This window comes from Pseudarthrobacter sp. MOO13, from assembly GCF_058267655.1.
Genome location: NZ_CM177848.1, coordinates 678650 through 697786 on the forward strand (window position 1 = coordinate 678650; position 19137 = coordinate 697786).

23 protein-coding genes are annotated in these 19137 nt (G+C 68.8%); 12 read left to right on the forward strand and 11 right to left on the reverse strand.

What is annotated here, in order from left to right; genetic code table 11:
- Nucleotides 1–85 precede the first annotated feature (85 nt).
- From AC4EEO_RS03075 to AC4EEO_RS03090, 4 genes are read right to left on the reverse strand one after another with little or no spacing between them, the layout of a single operon-like run.
- Nucleotides 86–850, reverse strand: a complete 765-nt coding sequence (locus AC4EEO_RS03075) for an ABC transporter permease (protein ID WP_109045248.1) — start codon at nt 848–850, stop codon at nt 86–88.
- A complete protein-coding gene (locus AC4EEO_RS03080; protein WP_491339839.1) occupies nt 847–1662 on the reverse strand; it encodes an ABC transporter ATP-binding protein in 816 nt (271 codons plus the stop codon). Before AC4EEO_RS03080 ends, AC4EEO_RS03075 begins: the two co-directional genes overlap by 4 nt.
- Nucleotides 1663–1687: 25 nt before the next feature.
- Nucleotides 1688–2053: a DUF1048 domain-containing protein gene (locus AC4EEO_RS03085; protein ID WP_165838007.1), complete on the reverse strand. Its 366-nt coding sequence runs from the start codon at nt 2051–2053 to the stop codon at nt 1688–1690.
- A gap of 2 nt (nt 2054–2055) precedes the next feature.
- Nucleotides 2056–2403, reverse strand: a complete 348-nt coding sequence (locus AC4EEO_RS03090; protein WP_109045251.1) for a PadR family transcriptional regulator — start codon at nt 2401–2403, stop codon at nt 2056–2058.
- Between the two features lie 193 nt (nt 2404–2596).
- Here AC4EEO_RS03090 and AC4EEO_RS03095 point away from each other — a divergent pair, with 193 nt between their 5' ends.
- Genes AC4EEO_RS03095 through AC4EEO_RS03135 form a run of 9 tightly spaced genes read left to right on the forward strand, consistent with a single transcriptional unit; the run spans nt 2597 to nt 11654 of the window.
- Nucleotides 2597–2953, forward strand: a complete 357-nt coding sequence (locus AC4EEO_RS03095; protein ID WP_109045252.1) for an SPW repeat domain-containing protein — start codon at nt 2597–2599, stop codon at nt 2951–2953.
- 17 nt (nt 2954–2970) lie between these two features.
- On the forward strand, nt 2971–3321 hold the full coding sequence (locus AC4EEO_RS03100) for a CU044_2847 family protein (protein WP_491339840.1): 351 nt from the start codon (nt 2971–2973) through the stop codon (nt 3319–3321).
- Between the two features lie 5 nt (nt 3322–3326).
- A complete protein-coding gene (locus AC4EEO_RS03105; RefSeq protein ID WP_491340389.1) occupies nt 3327–4667 on the forward strand; it encodes a phosphoribosyltransferase family protein in 1341 nt (446 codons plus the stop codon).
- A complete protein-coding gene (locus AC4EEO_RS03110; protein WP_491339841.1) occupies nt 4664–5998 on the forward strand; it encodes an erythromycin esterase family protein in 1335 nt (444 codons plus the stop codon). The genes AC4EEO_RS03105 and AC4EEO_RS03110 overlap by 4 nt, the downstream gene beginning before the upstream one ends.
- A gap of 19 nt (nt 5999–6017) precedes the next feature.
- Complete coding sequence (gene acsA / locus AC4EEO_RS03115) at nt 6018–7874, forward strand: acetate--CoA ligase (RefSeq protein ID WP_491340390.1); 1857 nt, start codon at nt 6018–6020, stop codon at nt 7872–7874.
- On the forward strand, nt 7871–8920 hold the full coding sequence (gene pdhA / locus AC4EEO_RS03120; protein ID WP_133830536.1) for a pyruvate dehydrogenase (acetyl-transferring) E1 component subunit alpha: 1050 nt from the start codon (nt 7871–7873) through the stop codon (nt 8918–8920). Before acsA ends, pdhA begins: the two co-directional genes overlap by 4 nt.
- Nucleotides 8917–9897 carry an alpha-ketoacid dehydrogenase subunit beta gene (locus AC4EEO_RS03125; RefSeq protein ID WP_491330517.1) on the forward strand — a complete coding sequence of 327 codons (981 nt, stop codon included), beginning with the start codon at nt 8917–8919 and terminating at the stop codon, nt 9895–9897. Before pdhA ends, AC4EEO_RS03125 begins: the two co-directional genes overlap by 4 nt.
- Nucleotides 9890–11383 carry a dihydrolipoamide acetyltransferase family protein gene (locus tag AC4EEO_RS03130; RefSeq protein ID WP_491339842.1) on the forward strand — a complete coding sequence of 498 codons (1494 nt, stop codon included), beginning with the start codon at nt 9890–9892 and terminating at the stop codon, nt 11381–11383. Before AC4EEO_RS03125 ends, AC4EEO_RS03130 begins: the two co-directional genes overlap by 8 nt.
- Before the next feature lie 28 nt (nt 11384–11411).
- Entirely contained in the window at nt 11412–11654 is a 243-nt protein-coding gene (locus AC4EEO_RS03135; RefSeq protein ID WP_491330515.1) for an acyl carrier protein, read from the forward strand.
- Between the two features lie 5 nt (nt 11655–11659).
- On the opposite strand, the gene AC4EEO_RS03140 is transcribed toward AC4EEO_RS03135, so the two are convergent.
- The 5 genes from AC4EEO_RS03140 to AC4EEO_RS03160 all read right to left on the reverse strand — a co-directional run bounded on the left by AC4EEO_RS03140 (nt 11660) and on the right by AC4EEO_RS03160 (nt 16259).
- Entirely contained in the window at nt 11660–12934 is a 1275-nt protein-coding gene (locus AC4EEO_RS03140) for an MFS transporter (RefSeq protein ID WP_491330514.1), read from the reverse strand.
- A gap of 125 nt (nt 12935–13059) precedes the next feature.
- A complete protein-coding gene (locus AC4EEO_RS03145; RefSeq protein WP_491339843.1) occupies nt 13060–14460 on the reverse strand; it encodes an MBL fold metallo-hydrolase in 1401 nt (466 codons plus the stop codon).
- 94 nt (nt 14461–14554) lie between these two features.
- The gene (locus tag AC4EEO_RS03150; protein WP_491339844.1) at nt 14555–14851 is read right to left on the reverse strand and encodes a rhodanese-like domain-containing protein; all 297 of its coding nucleotides are present in this window, start codon (nt 14849–14851) and stop codon (nt 14555–14557) included.
- A gap of 35 nt (nt 14852–14886) precedes the next feature.
- Nucleotides 14887–15645 (reverse strand): sulfite exporter TauE/SafE family protein, encoded by a 759-nt coding sequence (locus AC4EEO_RS03155; protein WP_491339845.1) that lies wholly within the window; start codon nt 15643–15645, stop codon nt 14887–14889.
- A complete protein-coding gene (locus tag AC4EEO_RS03160; RefSeq protein ID WP_491339846.1) occupies nt 15642–16259 on the reverse strand; it encodes a rhodanese-like domain-containing protein in 618 nt (205 codons plus the stop codon). Before AC4EEO_RS03160 ends, AC4EEO_RS03155 begins: the two co-directional genes overlap by 4 nt.
- 122 nt (nt 16260–16381) lie before the next feature.
- Here AC4EEO_RS03160 and AC4EEO_RS03165 point away from each other — a divergent pair, with 122 nt between their 5' ends.
- Together AC4EEO_RS03165 and AC4EEO_RS03170 are read left to right on the forward strand one after the other, a co-directional pair.
- Complete coding sequence (locus AC4EEO_RS03165; protein WP_109045264.1) at nt 16382–16639, forward strand: metal-sensitive transcriptional regulator; 258 nt, start codon at nt 16382–16384, stop codon at nt 16637–16639.
- 40 nt (nt 16640–16679) lie between these two features.
- Entirely contained in the window at nt 16680–17096 is a 417-nt protein-coding gene (locus AC4EEO_RS03170; RefSeq protein WP_133830525.1) for a DUF302 domain-containing protein, read from the forward strand.
- Between the two features lie 9 nt (nt 17097–17105).
- Here AC4EEO_RS03170 and AC4EEO_RS03175 read toward each other — a convergent pair whose 3' ends face one another.
- Together AC4EEO_RS03175 and AC4EEO_RS03180 are read right to left on the reverse strand one after the other, a co-directional pair.
- On the reverse strand, nt 17106–17945 hold the full coding sequence (locus AC4EEO_RS03175; RefSeq protein WP_491339847.1) for a CDP-alcohol phosphatidyltransferase family protein: 840 nt from the start codon (nt 17943–17945) through the stop codon (nt 17106–17108).
- A complete protein-coding gene (locus AC4EEO_RS03180; protein WP_491330508.1) occupies nt 17942–18367 on the reverse strand; it encodes a hypothetical protein in 426 nt (141 codons plus the stop codon). The genes AC4EEO_RS03175 and AC4EEO_RS03180 overlap by 4 nt, the downstream gene beginning before the upstream one ends.
- 145 nt (nt 18368–18512) lie before the next feature.
- Between AC4EEO_RS03180 and AC4EEO_RS03185 the strand changes: the two genes are divergently transcribed.
- Nucleotides 18513–19058 carry a YceI family protein gene (locus AC4EEO_RS03185; protein ID WP_109045268.1) on the forward strand — a complete coding sequence of 182 codons (546 nt, stop codon included), beginning with the start codon at nt 18513–18515 and terminating at the stop codon, nt 19056–19058.
- The last annotated feature ends 79 nt before the right edge of the window (nt 19059–19137 follow it).

Genomic DNA, 19137 nt, shown 5'->3' on the forward strand with positions numbered 1-19137 from the left:
CGTTGCGGACACTCTTGCATACCGCGGCCCGGATTTGCACGGGCACTTCCTGTGAGTTCGCAGTGAATCTGTCCGGGTTGCGTCCTCAGCCCACTTTCCGGCGGTAAATGGCTGCAGCCGCCGCGTACGCCACGGCGAGGATCCCGGCCAGCCAGGCAAGCGCCGTCCAGATTCCGGTCCCCACGGGTTCCTGCGCGAGCAGCGCACGGAGGGTGTCCACGATCGGAGTCACCGGCTGGTTCTCGGCAAACCAGGCGACCGGGCCGGGCATGGTGGCCGTGGGAACGAACGCCGAACTGATGAACGGCAGGAAAATCAGCGGGTAACTCATGCCGCTGGCGCCATCCACCGTCTTGGCGGTCAGGCCGGCAACGACCGCCAGCCAGGTCAGGGCCAGGGTGAACAGGACCAGGATTCCGGCGACGGCGAGCCACGCTGCCAAGGATGCGCCGCTGCGGAACCCCATGAGGACCGCAACGCCGATCACGATGGCGATCGCCGCGAGGTTGGCGGCCAGCGACGTGAGGACATGGGCCCACAGGATGCTGGGCCTGGCGATCGGCATGGATCCGAGCCGTTCGACGATCCCGCCCTTGACGTCCAGGAACAGCCGGTAGGCGGTGTAGGCCACGCCCGAGGCGACGGTGATCAGGAGGATGCCGGGCAGGAGGTAGTTCACATAGGAGCCTCCTGAGCCGGTGGTGATGGCGCCGCCGAACACGTAGACGAACAGCAGCATCATGGCCACGGGCGTCACCGCGGTGGTGATGATGGTGTCCGGGCTGCGCAGGATGTGCCGCAGCGAGCGGCCGGTCAGAACGCCGGTATCCCGCAAGGCGTGGGTGCTCATCGGTGGTCCTTTCCTTGCGCCGAGGCGCCGCTGTGACGGTTGTCCGGGGCGGTACCCACCAGGGCCAGGAAGACGTCCTCGAGCGAAGGCTGTTTCTCCACGTATTCCACCGTGGCGGCAGGCAGGAGTTGCTTGAGTTCGGCCAGCGTCCCGTTTTGGATGATGATGCCTTGGTGCAGGATGGCGATGCGGTCCGCGAGTTGTTCCGCCTCATCGAGGTACTGGGTGGTGAGCAGCACGGTGGTGCCTTGGCCCGCAAGTTGCCGGATGGTCCGCCATACCTCGTTGCGTGCCTGCGGATCCAGCCCGGTGGTGGGTTCGTCGAGGAAGAGGACACTGGGGTTTCCGATCAGGCTCATGGCGATGTCCAGGCGCCGCCGCATCCCGCCGGAGTAGGTGCCTGCCCTGCGGTGTGCGGCCTCGGCCAGGTCGAACCGGTCCAGCAGGGCGCCGGCAACCGCGTCCGGGCTGGCCAGGTGGCGCAGCCGGGCCACCAGCACCAGGTTTTCCCGGCCCGTGAGGACGTCGTCCACAGCTGTGAACTGGCCGGTCAGGCTGATGGATTCCCGTACGTGCGCGGGGTCCGTGCCGGTGTCGAAACCGTTCACCGTGGCCGTGCCGGCATCCGGCTTCAGCAGGGTGGACAGGATCTTCACCAGCGTGGTTTTTCCGGCGCCGTTGGATCCCAGCAGCGCAAAGATGCTTCCCGGCGTCACGTCAAAGTCGACGCCCCGCAGCACGTGCAGGTCCTTGAACGACTTTTCGATGCCCTGGACCCGGATGGCGGGTTGCAGGGCCTGGTCTGTGGTCACGGCTGGTCCTTCCGGTGTGGGATTTTCAGGCTTCGCCGGAAGCGGCCTGGTTGATGGTGTCGGTGAGGCGCTTGCGCTCCTTGTTGATCCACTGGCCGTCCGAGTAGTTGCTGATGAAGGTTTCGGCAAACTCCACGGGGTCATCGCCAACGATGTCGCGGATCGGGGTTCCGTCCGCTGCGGCCCCCTCGATGAGGTCGGCCAGGTCCTCGAGCATCTGCATGAGGATGTCGCCTTTGACGATGGCACCCGCATACGTGAAGTAGCGTTCCAGAGCGTCGATGGTGGTCCGGTAGCTGCCGGGGAGCTGTTCTTTGCGGGCCTTGTATTGGCGCCAGCGCTTCTTGTCGTCGAAGGATCCGGTGACTTTTTCGAGCCATCCCTGCGTCATGGTCATTCTCCTTTTTCCTGCTGGTGGTTGGTGTGGTGGAGCTGCTCGATACGTTCGGCGAGGAAGCTCCAGGAAGTCCAGAACTCGTCCAGGTAACCGCTGCCGGAGGCGTTCAGCGAATAGACCTTCCGGGGAGGTCCTTTTTCCGAGGGGACTTTGGCGACGTCCACCAGGCCGCGCTGTTCGATGCGGACCAGCAGTGCGTAGACCGTGCCCTCGGCGATGTCCGAAAAGCCCTGTTCACGCAGCCGGGCGGTGATTTCGTAGCCGTATGCCGGCTGGACGGCCAGGAGCGCCAGGACAATGCCCTCCAGCGTGCCCTTGAGCATTTCGGTCATTTGCTTGCCCATGGAATCCCCTTGGTACCTAGTGTTGCTGACTACTAGTAGATAGTAACACTGAGTAGTCGGCGCGCAACCCCCTGGGCAGGTCTTTCTGCCCTATTGGGTGCATGAGCGCAGGCGTTGACTTGAACCATGGGCAGCAGAGGCCCATAGGGCGGAGACGTACTGGCGTACCGCCCACACCAGAAAGGAAAGATCAGTGAAAAAGTGGTATCGGTGGCAGGACTATGTAGCGGCTGCCGCTGGACTCTTCACCGCCGTGGCGGTCTTGTTTACGCAGCAGCAAAACATGTCCACCACCCTCATGCTCGTCTTCGGCGGGCTCCTGGTGGTCAGCGGCATCATCAACCTGGCCATGCCCGGAACACCGGTCATGGAATACGCCCAGGCTGTCATTGCCGCAGTCTTGATCCTCTCGCCGTGGCTGGGGTCCTACACGGGCGCGACGGGCGCAGCGTGGACGTCGTGGATTGCGGGGGCAGTGGCGCTGGTGGTCACCGCGGTGGCCATCAAGCCGAGCACGGATGCCCAGCACAACCTGCGCATCTCGCACTAGACAGGGGAGCATCCGCCATGACTGAAGTGATGCGGTATGAGGTGGGATCCGGGACCGTGCTCGTTGAGGCTGCCGACAACAGCTATGGGGTGGACCACCCCGCGCGCAACGAGCAGGGGATCCTGGACACCGGCAGGAGGCTGGAAGATGCACTCGCCAGCGTCCGACCGGCGGCCCGCGCCGCACTTGAGGCCATGGCGGAGCTGTACCCGGAACAGATCGAAATCGAATTTGGCGTGAATCTGGCGGGAGACGCGGGGGCGATGATAGCCAGGAGCAGTTCCGAGGCCCATTTCGTCCTCCGGATGTCCTGGACCCCCGCGGCCGGGGCGATCCTCCCCGCGGAAGAACTCCCACATGGCGGGTGAGCGTGATGGTTGCATTCCTGAACAGGGCCGACGCCGGGCGGCGGCTGGGCAAGCGGCTCACCGGACTCCGGGGACAGAACGTGGTGGTGCTGGGCCTGCCCCGAGGCGGCGTGCCCGTGGCGTTCGAGGTCGCCAAGGCCCTCGAGGCGCCACTGGACGTGATCGTGGTCCGGAAACTGGGCGTCCCGTTCCAGCCTGAGGTGGCCATGGGAGCCATCGGGGAAGGCAACGTCCGGGTCTTGGATCCACGCACCATCTCCATGGCCCGCGTCTCCCAGGAGGACCTGCAGCAGGTGGAACGGCGGGAGCGCACCCTGCTGGAGGGCAGGGTGGCACGGTTCCGGCAGGGGCGCCCCAGGCTCGACCTCACCGGCCGCACCGCGGTGATCGTGGACGACGGCATCGCCACCGGCTCCACTGCCAAGGCCGCCTGCCAGGTGGCGCGGCACCTGGGAGCCGCGAAAGTCATCCTTGCCGTGCCCGTGGCCCCTGCCCGGGCCATCGTGGAGCTCAAGGAACCGGACGACGTCGTCTGCCTGCTCTCGCCCCAGGACTTCCAGGCCGTGGGCTACTACTACCACGACTTTTCCCCCACCGAGGATGGCGAGGTGGTGCAGTTGCTGGATGCAGCCGCATCCCCGCCGTCCCATGGCGGCGTCGAAGGGAGCGACGGAAGCCTGGTGGACGAGGTCGAGATCCCGGACGGGATGGCCGTGCTGCGGGGCAGCCTCTACCTGCCGGCCGTGTGCGACGGCACGGTGATCTTCGCCCACGGCAGCGGCAGCAGCCGGCACAGCCCGCGCAACCGTTTCGTGGCCTCCGTCCTGCACGGGGCGGGCCTGGGCACCTTGCTCCTAGACCTGCTGACCCCCGAGGAGGAAGTCAACCGTGCCAGTGTCTTCGATATCGCGCTCCTGGCCCGGCGCCTCTCAGCCGCCACCCACTGGCTGGAGGTCCGGCATGACGGCTCGGCCGGACGGATCGGCTACTTCGGCGCGAGCACCGGTGCCGGAGCAGCGCTGTGGGCCGCTGCCGAGCCCGGCGCCGAAGTTGCCGCCGTCGTGTCCCGGGGCGGACGGCCTGACCTTGCCGGTCCGCGGCTCGACGCCGTCAGGGCCCCCACCCTCCTGATCGTTGGAAGTGCCGACACCCAGGTCCTCGCACTCAACCGCCAGGCAATGGCACGCATGCAGGCGCCCACCCGGCTCGAGATCGTCCCGGGGGCCACCCACCTGTTCGAGGAGCCCGGAACCCTGGCATTGGCCGCGAACCTGGCTGCCGACTGGTTCCACCACTACCTGCTGCCGTCACCGGTGGGACGTACCGTACCGGAGGCCAGGGAATGACCGCCGACGCAGGCCGGCCGCTGGAACGCGAGCCGGAACATGCGGCGGAGGCCGCAGAAATCCGCCGGCTCGCGCACCCCCTGGCCACCGCCGACGGGCTTGAACCGTTGGTCCGCCTCGCAGCTCCGGCCCGATTCGTGTGCCTGGGCGAGGCGTCCCACGGCACCCAGGAGTACTACCACTGGCGGGCGCTTCTCAGCCGCCGGCTGATCGAAGAATACGGCTTCACCTGGGTTGGCGTGGAAGGCGACTGGCCCGACTGCTGGCGCATCAACCGTTGGGTCAGGGGAGAATCCGGGCAGGACCTCGATGCGCGGCGGTTGCTGGCCGGTTTTGAACGCTGGCCCACCTGGATGTGGGCCAACCATGAGGTTGCCGACTTCCTGACGTGGCTGCGTGAGTGGAACCTCCGGCTCCCCGCAGACCAGCGGACGGGCTTCTACGGCCTGGATGTCTACTCCCTGTGGGACTCCCTGCGGGAGATCTTCGCATGGCTGGACAACAACGCCCCGGATGCCCTGCCGGCTGCCTTGCGGGCCTGGCATTGCTTCATTCCCTTCCGGGAGGATCCCCAGCGCTACGCCGTGGGGAACCGCCTGGTTCCGCAGTCCTGCGAAGCGGACGTGGTGGCATTGCTGGCTGAAGTCCGGCGGCGCGCACTTGGCCGGATGCAGGACGATCCCGCCGCTTTTGACGCATTCCAGAACGCCGTCGTCGCGGCCAACGCCGAGCATTACTACCGGACCATGGTGCGCGGCGACCAGCAGTCCTGGAATATCCGCGACCTTCACATGAGCGACACCGCCGACCGCATCGCACGCCACCACGGACCCGCATCCAAGGGGCTGGTGTGGGCGCACAACACGCATGTGGGCGACGCCCGGGCTACGGATATGGCGCATGGCGGGATGGTCAACATCGGACAGTTGCTCCGCCAACGCCACGCGGGACAGGTGGTGCTGGCGGGGTTTGCGTCCTACTCAGGGTCCGTCACGGCGGCCGAGTCGTGGGGCTCTCCGGAGCGGGTGATGGACGTTCCGGCCGCTGTGCCGGGCAGTCACGAGGACCTGCTGAACGAGGTGCTGGGGGAACGGTCCCTGCTGGTGTTCGGGGCAGACCGGACCGGCCCCTGGCTGGCGGCCTGGCGCGGGCACCGGGCCATAGGTGTTGTTTACAACCCGCGGCGGGAATGGGGCAACTACGTGCCCACCCGGATGGGGGACCGCTACGACGCGTTGTTCTGGCATCCACGGACTGAAGCGCTGCGCCCGCTGCACCATGAGGACCAGCCCGGCGAACCTGAGCTCGAGACCGAACCCAGCGGGTTCTAGGCCAAACCAAAGGAGCATGATGGACCAGCCGAGCACCGCGGCCTCCGACGTCCAGGGTTCCACGCGCTGGCCCGCCATCATCAAGGACGTGGCTGCCTTCCCGGTGCCGCCCAACATGCCGGACTACGACGCCGCCCGGCGCGACTTCAGCTGGGACCAAGCCCGGCAGGCACTGGCCGGGCTGCCCGGGGGCCGGGGGCTGAACATCGCCTACGAGGCCGTTGACCGCCACGTGGCCGAAGGCCGCGGCGGCAAGGAAGCCCTGCGCTTCATCAGTGCCGACGGCGGCACCCGGTCCCTTGGCTACGGTGACCTTGCGGAGCAGTCCGGCAGGTTCGCGGCAGTGCTCCGGACCCTGGGGGTGGGGCGCGGTGAGCGGGTCTTCTCCCTCCTGGGCCGCAGCCCGGAGCTGTATGCCGCGGTGCTGGGAACCTTCAAGAACGGCAGCGTCTTCTGCCCGCTCTTCTCCGCGTTCGGCCCCGAACCGGTCAGGCAGCGGCTGCACCTCGGCGCCGGACGGGCCCTGGTCACCACCAGGGCTTTGTACCGCAAGAAGGTGGCACCGGTGCGGGACAGCCTTCCCGAACTCCGCCACATCCTGCTGGCGGACGCGGACGGCACCCCCGAACCCGGGACCCTTGACCTGGCCGAACTCCTGTCCCGGGCGGACCCGATCGGGGAGGTCGCCGGCACCCAGCCGGAGGACATGGCCCTGCTGCACTTCACCAGCGGCACCACCGGCACGCCCAAGGGCGCCATCCACGTCCATGGCGCCGTGGCCGCCCATTACGCCACCGGCCGCTTCGCCCTGGACCTGCACCCGCAGGACGTCTACTGGTGCACCGCCGATCCCGGCTGGGTGACCGGCATGTCCTACGGCATCATCGCGCCGCTGGTGCACGGCGTCACCGCCATCGTGGACGAGGAGGAGCTGGACGCCGACCGCTGGTACCGGATCCTTGCGGACCAGCACGTCAGCGTCTGGTACACCGCCCCCACGGCACTGCGGATGCTCATGAAGGCCGGGGCCGAACGGGCAGCCGGGCATGACCTTTCGGCGCTGCGCTTCGTCGCCAGCGTGGGGGAGCCGCTGAACCCCGAGGCGGTGGTGTGGGGCCAGGAGGTCCTGGGCCTGCCGGTGCACGACAACTGGTGGCAGACCGAGACCGGCGGGATCATGATCGCCAACTATCCCGCCATGGACGTCCGCCCCGGGTCCATGGGCCGTCCGCTCCCCGGCATCGAGGCTGCGCTCGTGGCACGGGACGCCAACGGTAAAGCGGTCATTACCGACGGCCAGGCGGTCCTGGTCACGGAACCGGACACCATGGGTGAGCTGGCGCTGCGCCCCGGGTGGCCATCCATGTTCCGTGGCTACCTCAACGAGGAGGAGCGGTACCGGCGGTGCTTCGCCGGCGGCTGGTACCTCACCGGCGACCTGGCGAAACGGGACGCCGACGGCTACTTCTGGTTCGTCGGCCGTGGCGACGACGTCATCAAGTCCTCAGGCCACCTGATCGGCCCGTTCGAGGTGGAAAGCTGCCTGATGGAGCACCCCGCGGTGGCCGAAGCCGGGGTGATCGGAGTACCCGACCCCGTGGCCGGCGAGGTGGTCAAGGCCTTCGTGGAACTCAAGCCGGGCAACCAGCCCAGCCAGGACCTGCAACTGGAGATCATCGGCTTCGCCCGGAAACGGCTGGGCGCCGCCGTCGCACCCCGGCTGCTCGACTTCACCAGCACGCTGCCCAAGACCCGGAGCGGAAAGATCCTGCGCCGGCTCCTGAAAGCCCGCGAGCTGGGACTGCCCGAAGGCGACACCTCAACCCTGGAGGCCCCGGCCGGACCTGCGCCGGGCCTCGGCAAGGAGCAGCCATGAGCACCCTGCGGAATCAGGCCATCCGCGACCAGGAACACGCCCTGCACCTGTTGCGGCAGATGCTGCGGGTCCGCCGGCTCGAAGAAAAATGCATTGAGCTGTATAGCGCGGCCAAGATCCGCGGTTTCCTGCACGTGTACATCGGCGAGGAGGCCGTGGCCGCCGGGGTGATGGAAACGCTGGCACCGGACGACGCGGTGGTGGCCACCTACCGGGAGCACGGCCACGCCCTGCTCCGCGGCGTCTCCGCCGGTGCCATCCTCGCCGAAATGTACGGCCACGCCGAGGGCTGCTGCCGCGGCCGCGGCGGTTCCATGCACCTCTTCGACGCCGACGCGCGCTTCTACGGCGGAAACGCGATCGTGGCCGGTGGCCTGCCGCTTGCCGTCGGCCTGGCGCTCGCGGACCGGATGGCCGGGCGCCAGCGCGTGACCGCCTGCTTCTTCGGCGAAGGCGCCGTGGCCGAAGGCGAGTTCCACGAAAGCATGAACCTGGCCGCACTGTGGCAGCTCCCGGTGCTGTTCTGCTGCGAGAACAACCTCTACGCCATGGGAACCGCGCTGGGCCGTTCCGAATCCCAGACGGACATCGCGCTCAAGGCCGCCGGGTACGAAATCTCCGCGTGGGCCGTGGACGGGATGGACGTGCTCGCCGTCGAGGAAGCTGCCCGGCGGGCGGTGGATGCCGTCCGGTCCGGCGGCGGACCGCACTTCCTGGAACTGCGCACCTACCGCTTCCGCGCCCACTCCATGTTCGATCCGGAGCTGTACCGGGAGAAAACGGAGGTGTCCCGCTGGATGGAACGGGACCCGATCAGCCTGTTGCAGGGAACCATGCAGGCCGCGGGCCAGCTGCCGGAGGAGACCTGGGCGGCGCTGGCGGCGGACGTGGACGCCGAGATCAGCACCGCGGTCGGGTTCGCCGAGAACGGCACGCCGGAACCGGTGTCCGAACTCATGCGGTTTGTTTACAGCGACCCGCCGGAGGCCGGCAGCGGCGTTGCCACCGCCGGCGGCGGCGCCGGGAAAGAAGGGGCGGCAGGATGAAAACCACGTACCGGGAAGCGATGCGGGCGGCCCTCCGTGACGCGATGCAGCGCGACGAGCGGGTGTTCCTCATGGGCGAGGACGTGGGCAGGTACGGCGGCAGCTTCGCCGTGAGCCTGGGGCTGCTGGAGGAGTTCGGGCCCGAACGGATCCGTGACACGCCGCTGTCCGAGTCCGGGTTCGTCGGGGCGGGGATCGGTGCGGCGCTGGGCGGGATGCGGCCCGTCGTCGAAATCATGACAGTGAACTTCAGCCTGCTGGCGCTGGACCAGATCATCAACAACGCCGCCACGTTGCTGCACATGTCCGGCGGCCAGTTCAACGTGCCCATCGTCATCCGGATGACCACCGGCGCCGGGCGGCAGCTCGGTGCCCAGCACTCGCACAGCCTGGAAGGCTGGTACGCGCACATTCCCGGGCTGCGCATCCTGGCCCCCGCCACTTTGGCCGACGCCCGGGGCATGCTCTGGACCGCGCTGCAGGACCCGGACCCGGTGCTGGTCTTCGAGCACGGCTCGCTGTACAACATGGCCGGCGAGCTCGACGACGACGCCGGCGCCGTGGACATCGACAAGGCGGCGGTGGTGCGCCACGGGAACGGACTGACGCTTATCACCTACGGCGGCACGCTGCCCATGGTGCTGGAGGCCGCGGACCTGCTGGCCGCCGAAGGCATCGAGGCCGACGTGATCGACCTCCGGACCCTCCGGCCGCTGGATGCGCCCACCATCATGGACAGCGTGGCCCGGACCCACCGGGCCGTGGTGGTGGACGAGGGCTGGCGCAGCGGCAGCCTCTCGGCGGAGATTGCCGCCAGGATCTGCGAGCAGGCCTTCTTCGACCTGGACGCCCCGGTGGAACGGGTGTGCAGCCTGGAGGTGCCCGTCCCGTACGCCAAGCACCTGGAACAGGCAGCCCTGCCGTCGGTGGAGCGGGTCATGGCGGCCGCCCGGAGGGCCGTGGGGACCCATGGCTGAATTCCGGATGCCGTCCCTGGGCGCAGACATGCAGCACGGCAAGGTGGTGGAGTGGCTGGTCAAGCCGGGAGACTACGTCCACAAGGGGGACCTCGTGGCGGCCGTGGACACGGACAAGACCGTGATGGACATCGAGTCGTTCGAGGACGGCGTGGTCGCCGAGTTCCTGGTGGACATCGGTGACACCGTGCAGGTGGGGACCCCCATCGCCCGGATCACGGCCACCCCCGCCGAACTCCCGCCGCCACCCGCGCCCCAACCCCCGCTCACTTCCGGCCGCATTTCCCCCGACGCCCGCTCACCTTTGACAGCAAAAGACGCAACGCCCGCTCACCCGGGTGCCACGGGCGGCCACCCGGAACCCGGCGCCAAGGTTCCGCCGCCGGTCCGGCACCTGGCGCACACGCTGGGGGTCGACGTCGGACGCCTCAGCGGGAGCGGAGCCGGCGGAGAGGTGACCCGGGCCGACGTCGAACGCGCCGCTGCGGCGTCCGGCACCCGGGCGCCGGAGCCGGCAACAGCACCCGAAGCGCACCGCGTGCGGTCCTCGCCGCTGGCCCGGCGGCTGGCGGCGGAACTAGGGGTGGACCTGCCGGCCGTCACGGGCACGGGCCCGGGCGGTGCCGTCACTGAGGAGGACGTGCTCGCCGCCGTCCCGCCCCGGGGGCGGCCGGCCAGGGAACCCGGCGCGGACAAGCCGGCGGAAGCGCCGCCGTCGGAAGCCCGCCCGCCGGCGCCCGCGCAGCCAACGGCACCTGGGAACGCACCGGAAAAGGCGCTGCCCGCAGCACCCCGGCAGGATCGGGCTGCGGCTGGCAGCAAGGCGGAGAGCCTGCGGCAGGCAATCGGCGCGCTGATGTCCCGGTCCAAGAAGGAAATCCCGCACTACTACCTCGCCACCACCCTGGATCTTGCGGCGGCCATGGCGTGGATGCAGGCGGCCAACCAGCAGCGGCCCGTCACCGCCCGCCTGGTGCCCTCCGCCCTGCTGCTCAAGGCCACCGCCCTCGCGGCGAAAGAGGTGCCGGACATGAACGGCTTCTTCACCAGGGGCGCGTTCCAGCCGAGCAGTGCCGTGCACCTGGGCGTCGCGGTGGCCCTGCGGCACGGCGGGATCGTTGCCCCGGCCGTGCACGACGCAGACACCCTGACGCTGGACGACCTCATGGAGCAGCTGCGCGGCCTGGTCAGCAGGGCAAGGGCCGGCCGGCTGCAGCGCGCGGAGATGGCAGACCCCACCATCACCGTCACCAACCTTGGCGACCTCGGCGTCGAAAGCGTCTACGGCGTGATCTATCCGCCGCAGGTGGCCATGGTGGGTTTCGGCAAGGTCCTCGAACAGCCGTGGGCGCACAGCGGGATGCTCGGCATCCGGCACGCCGCCACCGCCACCCTGTCCGCGGACCACCGGGTCAGCGACGGGCTGCACGGCGGCCGCTTCCTAACCAGGATCGACGAACTCCTGCAAACGCCGGAGGACCTGTGAGCCGGGCCCGTGTGACCGAGGAGGAACCGTGAACCAAGAGGATGCGCGCCTGGCCGTGGAGGCGGCGATCGGCAAAGTAGCGCCCGACGTCGAACCCGCGGACCTGGACGGCACCGCCAGGCTGCGCCAGGACCTGGAACTGGACTCGCTGGATTTCCTCCGCCTGGTGGAGGTCATCGCCGAGTCCACGGGCGTGGATATCCCGGAGGCCGACTACCCTGCGGTGGCTACGGTGGGCGGCCTGGTGGAGTACCTGGCCGGGCACGGATAAAGGGGCTATCCCGCCGCGTGGTCGTTCCCGCGCATCCGCGCCGCAACCACCAGGCCCGAGAGTGCGGTGAGCACCGCGACGGCGGCGATGGCCGCGGGGATGCCGTAGAGGTCCGCGAGCACTCCGGAGAGCAGGGCACCCACGGCGAATCCGGCGTCGCGCCACAGCCGGTACACGCCCACTGAACGGGCGCGCCACCCCGGGTGGGCGACGTCGCCGATGGCTGCCAGCAGTGTTGGGTAGACCATGGCGGTACCGAGGCCCAGCACGACGGCGGCGGCGAGCCATGGTGCGAAGGCGTGCGCGGAGGCAATGACCGCCAGGGCGCCGGCTTGGACCAGCATGCCCGCGGCGATGAACCACTTGCGTCCCCAGCGGTCCGAGGCGGCGCCGGTCACCAGTTGGGCGGCGCCCCAGGCCGCCGGGTAGGCGGCGGCCAGGATGCCGATCTGGCCCAGGCCAAGCCCGGCGCCGGCGAACAGGACAGGGAAGAGGCCCCACGCCAGGCCGTCGTTGAGGTTGTTCACCAGCCCGGCCTGGCTGGCCGCGGAGAGTGAGCGGTCCGTGAAGCTGGTGAGGGTGAATACCTGGCCGGTGGTGAGGCCGGCATGGGCGGTATTCCGTCCTGTGGCATGCTGCGCGGCCTCGGTCCGGGCATGGTGGTGGGTTTCGCGGACGGCCAGGACCGTGAGGCCCAGACCCAGGGCGATGTACGCCGCTCCCAGCAGGAATGGGGCCGGGCGCAGGCCGTAGGCGGTGGCGAGGTAGCCGGTGGCCAGGGCCGTCACGGCGACCCCGAGATAGCCCGCGGCCTCGTTGAAGCCCATGGCCAGGCCGCGCTGCTTAGGACCCACGAGGTCCATTTTCATGATCACGGCGGTGGACCAGGTGAGGCCCTGGCTGACGCCCAGCAGCACGTTGGCCGCCACGATCCAGCCCCAGGACGGAGCGAGCATGAGCATCAGCGGGACGGGGACCGCGGCCAGCCAGCCGGCGATGAGGACCGGTTTCCGGCCGTACCGGTCCGAGAGGGTTCCGGCGAAATAGTTCATGGCGGCCTTGGACAGGCCGAAGGCGAGGATGTAGGTCAGTGCGCCCGTGTACAGGTCGAGGTGGAATTCCCGGGCGGCAAGCAGGGGAAGAACGGTGCGCTCCTGGCCCAAGGTGCCGCCCACCAGTGCGTTCACGGCCACCAGCAGCATGAACTGGGCCAGGTTCTGCCGCAGGCCCGGCACCGCCGGGGTGGATCCGCTGGTGCTGCGGAAGGTGGTGCCCTGCATGGTGGCTCCGTTCTGGTGGCTCCGTTCTGGGGAGGCGGAAGGTGGCCCGGACGCGCGGGGGACGCGTCCGGGCCGGGCCCGGGCAAGAGGGGGTCCTGCCCGGGCGGTCTGGGGGAATTGCCTGCTCAGGCTGCGGGGACGCTGTTCCGCCAGGCGTTCCAGGCGGCGTAGCTGCCGTCGAGTTCGACGACGTCGTACCCGGCACGGCGCAGGGCGCTGGCGGCCACGGAGTTGCGCACGCCGGACTGGCAGTAGGACACGATGGTGCCGCCGGCGGGCAGCTCATCCAGGTGCCACATCACGCGGCCGCCGCTGAGCTGGTGGGAGCCGGGGATGTGTCCTGCCTTGTGCTCGGTCTTGTTGCGGACGTCCAGGACCATGGCCGCTTCGAAACCCTCGAGTTCCTCAGGCTGGATCAGGCTCGGCGTGAAGGTGGGCAACCCCTTGATGTCGGTGAGGTAGCCGGCCACGTTGTCGATGCCCACGCGGACCAGATGGTCCCACAGGTCCTGGGCCTGTTCCTGGTCTTTGGCCAGGAGCACCAGCGGGTTCGTGTCCGTTTCCGGGTTGACCACCCAGGCGCCGTAGCTGGCAACGGACTTGCCGGCCGGTACGTTCAGGGACCGGACCACCGTGCCCTGGTGGACTTCGCTGCTGGAGCGGGTGTCGATGAAGGTCAGGGTATCCCCGGCCAGGCCCTTGGCGACGGCGTCCGTGTCCAGTTCCTGCAGCGGGGCGCGTTCGCCCATGACGGCGGGGCCTTCCCGGTTCCCACGCTTCATGCGGGCGAAGTAGGCGTGGGCGTCTGGCTGGCCGTCCAGCAGTTCGTTGATGAAGCCCTGTTCGTCGTTGGTGGCCAGGTAGGGGCCCCACCAGGCGTAGAGGCGTTCGTAGCCCACGGTGGAGGAAGGGATGGCGCCCAGGGCCTTGCCGCAGGCGCTGCCGGCGCCGTGGCCCGGGTGGACCTGGACGTAGTCCGGCAGGGCAAGGAATTTGTCGCGGAGGCTGGCGAACAGCTGCTTGGCGCCCTCGAAGCGGGTGTCGATGCCGCCGGCGGCCTCGTCCAGCAGGTCCGGCCGGCCCAAATCGCCGGAGAACACGAAGTCTCCGGAGAGCAGGTAGCCGGGCTTGTCGCTGAACGCACCGTCGGTGACCAGGAAGGACAGGTGCTCCGGGGTGTGGCCGGGGGTGTGGACTGCCTTGATGGTGATGTTGCCCAGGGTGATGGTGTCGCCGTCGTGCAGCCGCTCGCCGTCGAACCCGTACTGCCAGTCGGGTCCGCCCTCGCCGGACACGTAGATTTTCGCGCCGGTGGCGGCGGCCAGTTCGCGCGTGCCGGAGAGGTAGTCGGCGTGGATGTGGGTCTCGGTGACGGCCACGATCTTCATGCCGTTCTTGGCGGCAAGGTCTCTGTAGACGGCGATGTCCCGGCGGCCGTCCACCACGATTGCCTCGCCCTTGGCCTGGCAGCCGATCAGGTAGCTGGCCTGGGCCAGGTCTTCGTCGTATATGCGTTCAAGCAGCATCTGGTGCTCCTTCGAAGGGGAAAGATATGAAATCCTGGGACCAATTTTAGATACCAGGGGGGGTATACAACAACTAGAGATATCCCCCGGAATGTCAGGTGGTGGGAAGTCCGGCGCGGGTCCAGGCGGTCATGCCGCCGGCCATGGTGTCCGCTGTGTAGCCGGCGCCGTTGAGGGCGTCGGCGACCGCGGCGCTGCGGTTGCCGCTGCGGCAGACCGCGATGACCGGGACGGCCGGGTCGAGCCCGCCCAGGCGCGCCTGCAATTGGCCCATGGGGATGTGCAGGGCCCCGGGGATCATGCCTTCGGCGACTTCGAAGTCCTCGCGGACATCGAGGATTCGGGCGGCGTGGCGGCGCTGGTCGGCTTCGGTGATGGTGATTTCAGCCATGGTGGTTCTCCTTCGGGCTAACGGTGTTGGGGGTGTCAGGCGGTGACGGTGCCGGCGGTGACCCACGCCGCGACGGCGAAGATCAGCACCGCGAATGAGATGCGGATGTGCTTGTCCTTCAGGTGGCGCGCGAACCGCGCGGCAACCAGTGATCCCAGGATGGCCGGGGCGGCGAAGGCCAGGCTGGTGGCCCAGTCGATCGTGTAACCGGCGGCGTGGGCGCTGAATCCGGCTGCGGAGTTGACCACGATGATCGCCAGCGAGGTTCCCACCGCCTGTTTCATCCGCAGGCCCAGGAGGATGGTCAGTGCGGGAGTGATGAGGAACCCGCCGCCCACGCCAAGCAGTCCGGTGAGGAACCCGACGAGCAAGCCAACACCCACGGCCTTGGGTGCGCAGGACCGGAAGGCCCGGTATGGCCCCGTGCTGCAGGTTCCCTCGCTTTCGCGGGGTTTGCTCAGCATCCGGATGCCCGCGGCCACCATGATTCCGGCAAACGCCAGCATCAGGATGGCCGGATCCAGGACTTTGCCGACCGCGGCGCCGGCCCAGGCGGCCGGAATGCCGGCGGCCCCGACCAATGCGATGACGGGCCAGTTCAGGCCCTCCCGGATGCGGGGGAGCAGGGCTGCCAGTGACGATATGCCCACCACCAGCAGCGACGTGGGGATGGCCTGGGCGGGGCTCAAACCCACCCCGTACACCAGTGCGGGAACGGCGATGATGGAGCCGCCGCCGCCCACCACGCCCAGGACGATTCCGACGACGAGCCCCAGACCCAGGGCAGGGATCATGCCGCGGCGTCCTCTTCAGGGCCATGGACGGGAAGCTGCAGGATGGCGCTTTCGCGGGTGGGCTCCGCGGCGGCCTTGTTCCAGGGCATCGCCGAGAGGGCCTTGCCCATGGCGCAGGTGTTGGTGGCGGCGGAGAAGGTCAGGCCGGTGCCGATGGCTCCGGCCAGCATCCGTATTTTGGGGGATACAAACCTGCCGCCGGCCAGTCCCAGCATCACCAGGGATCCGGCGGCCAGGCGGACCTGGCGCTCCATGTCCCAGCGGTCCTTGCCTTTGACCACGTCGCCGCCGGCGGCCGCGAATCCGGGCACCCCGCCGGTGAGGACGTAGGCGGAATCGAGGCCAGCCGCCGCCATCCGCTGGCGGGCCTGCTCGGCCCGGACGCCGGACTGGCAGACCAGGACCACGCGTGAGCCCAGCCGGGCGGCGAGTTCTCCGGTGTGCTCGGAGAGGAGGGGCAGCGGCACGTTGTAGGAACCGCGGATGTGCATGGACTCGAATTCAGCAGCGGAACGCACGTCGATCACCATCAGGTCCTGGTGCGTGTTAAACCACGTCCGCAGGGTCCCGGGGGCGAGTGCGGTAACAGCGGTTGCTGTGGAAGGGGATGTCATGGGGGCCTCTCAAAAGGGGCTGGTGGATACCCCACCGAGTATCACAGATACCCCCGGGGGTAGTCAAAACACCCGTGGGGGTATACCCTTGGAGGGAGCACCCCACCGATGGAGAACCCCTTATGGAACTGAACCCAACCGAACTCACGCCCGTGATCAACCGCCTCAAGCGCGCCCAGGGCCAGCTCGCCGCCGTCACCCGGATGCTCGAGGAAGGCCGGGACTGCAAGGACGTCGTCACCCAGTTGGCGGCCGTCTCCAAAGCCCTTGACCGCGCCGGCTTCGCCATCATCGCCACCGGCCTGGAGCAGTGCATCACCCAAAAAGACGAAACCATGGACCGGAAAGAGCTGGAGAAGCTCTTCCTCTCCCTCGCCTGACCCGTCCGCAGGACACTTTCCGGCAACTTCGAGGAGCATCATGACCTACACGCTGGCCACCACCGTCGCCCTTCCCTGGGCCGAAGCGCTGGAACGCACCCGCGCGGCCCTTGCGGCGCAGGGCTTCGGGATCCTGACGGAAATCAACATCCGCTCCACCTTCGAAGCCAAGCTCGGCACCGACGCCGCAGACGCCGTCGGGGACTATGTCATCCTTGGCGCCTGCAACCCATCCCTTGCCAGCCGCGCCCTCGCCGCCGAACCGCAAATGGGCGCCCTGCTGCCGTGCAACGTGGTGGTGCGGCGGAAGGCAGATGCCCAGGAAACCACCGTTGAGGCGATCGACCCGCAGGCCATGGTCCAGCTCAGCGACGCGCCTGCGGTCAAGGACGTGGCGGACGACGCCGGGACGCGGCTCCGGAAGGCCCTCGCCAGCTTGGACGGGGCAGCAGGATAGCCGCTCAGCTCAGGGCGTGATTGGTCCGGAGCCGGCCTTGGCTGCGCCGGATTCCAGGAGAACTGCACGGTGGCGGCGCTCCAGCTGGACCACGTCCCGCCCGAAGGAAAACGCCAGCAGCGCGAGGGCCGCGACCGGAATGGACACCGCGGCGGCCGCGGGGATGCCGGGAATCAGCGGCAGGAGCAGCGCGAACGGCTGAAACGCCCCGATTGCCTTCCGGGACTGGCGTGGGGGCAGCGACCCGCGGAGGTGCGGCCGGAATCGTCCCGCGGCCACGAAAACGTAATACATCCCCCCAATCGCCAGCACCCACGGCCCCACCCGGGCAGCGACCGCAACGGACAACGCCAGGACCAGCCCGGCGTCGGTGGCCGCATCAAACCGCGCCCCCGCCGTGGAGGACAGCCCGGTCCGCCGGGCCACCGCCCCGTCCACCCCGTCCAGCGCAAAGGCCAGCCCGCCCAGGACCGGAATCAGCAGGTCCGCCCGCGGCCCCGTAAACAGCTGGGGGACCGCCAATGCGGCGCAGAGGGCGGCGAGGACGGCGCGCAGCAGCGTCACGCGGTCGGCCGGGGTGGAGAACCTGGGGGCCCGCCGCAGCACGGAAGCAGCCGCCGCGCCCGTGACCATCGCGCCCGCACCCAGGCCTGCCAGCTGCAGGGGAATTCCGGGGGCTGACAAGGACGACAGCCACAGCGCCAACAAACCGTAGGCGGCCAGGGCGGCCAAGGCGTCGGGGACGGCACGTCCGGCCGCGCCGCGAGGCCCTGCCGCCTCCGCCCGCACGCTGACGACGGCGGCTGACCCGGGCCACCGGCGTGCCGCGGAATCCGGACGGGGAATCACGTGCCGGGACGCGTCGCGCGGCGCTTCACGACGGCGGAGCGCCGCTTCCCGGACACCCGCGCCAGTCCCACGGCGGCCAGGAGGGCGCCCGCTCCCTCGGCGACGGCGCTGAGGGTCTTCGAGAAGAACCAGACGGGATCGTACATGGCGGGGATCGGTCCGATAGCCGGGATATCAACGTACCTGTACAGCATCACGGCCGCGAAGGCGCTCAGTGCCACCAGCAGGGCCACGGCATAGGCCGCCCGGCTGCCGCGGAGCAGGACAAAGATTCCGGCCACGAGCGCCGCCGCGGCCTCCAAGAGGAACAGGGTGCCCTGGCTGACGGTGCCCGGCTGGGCGTTCTGGTAGCCCGGGGCCAGGAACAGGTGTACGCCGGCGTCAATGAACAATGCAAGGGCGGTCAATAGTCTTAGTGCCACGCTTATGTATACGCCCGAAGTTCCCTTCCGGTTCACCCGGCCCCCTTATAAATGCGGGTCCGATGCGGAATATTTAGGACCATCCGCAACCTTGCGCCCATAGCGGGCAGCAAAGCCTGCGGCCCTACGAGCAAGGAGAATGACCATGACCCTTCCCCAGCAACTCACCCCTGGAACCTGGACCCTGGACATGTCGCACAGCGAGATCGGCTTCAGCGTCCGGCATGCCGGGATCAGCAAGGTCAGGGGCCGCTTCACCGATGCCCAGGCCGAAGCCCGGGTGGGGGAGTCCCTGGCCGAATCCACCGTGCATGCCACCGTGGCCACGGCAAGCTTCGACTCCGGGGATGCCAACCGTGACGCGCACGTCCGGGGTGAGGACTTTTTCGACGTCGAGAAGTTTCCCGAGATGACATTCCGCGGCACCGCCATTGAGGGTGACGGCGAGGAATACACCCTGACGGGCGACCTGACCATCAAGGGTGTCACCAAACCGGTCGAGCTCGAGGTGGAGTTCACCGGTGTTGCCGTGGATCCTTTCGGCGCCACGAGGGCAGGCTTCTCCGCCGAAGCCGAGATCAGCCGCAAGGACTTTGGCCTGACGTGGAACGCCGCCTTGGAAGCCGGCGGCCTGCTGGTCAGCGACAAGGTGAAGATCAACCTTGAAGCCGCGCTCGTGAAGCAGGGCTGATACAGGGATCTACCCGACGACCCGGGGGCGGGCTCTGCGCATGTGGCGCAGAGCCCGCCCCGGCCGTTTGTGGCGTCGT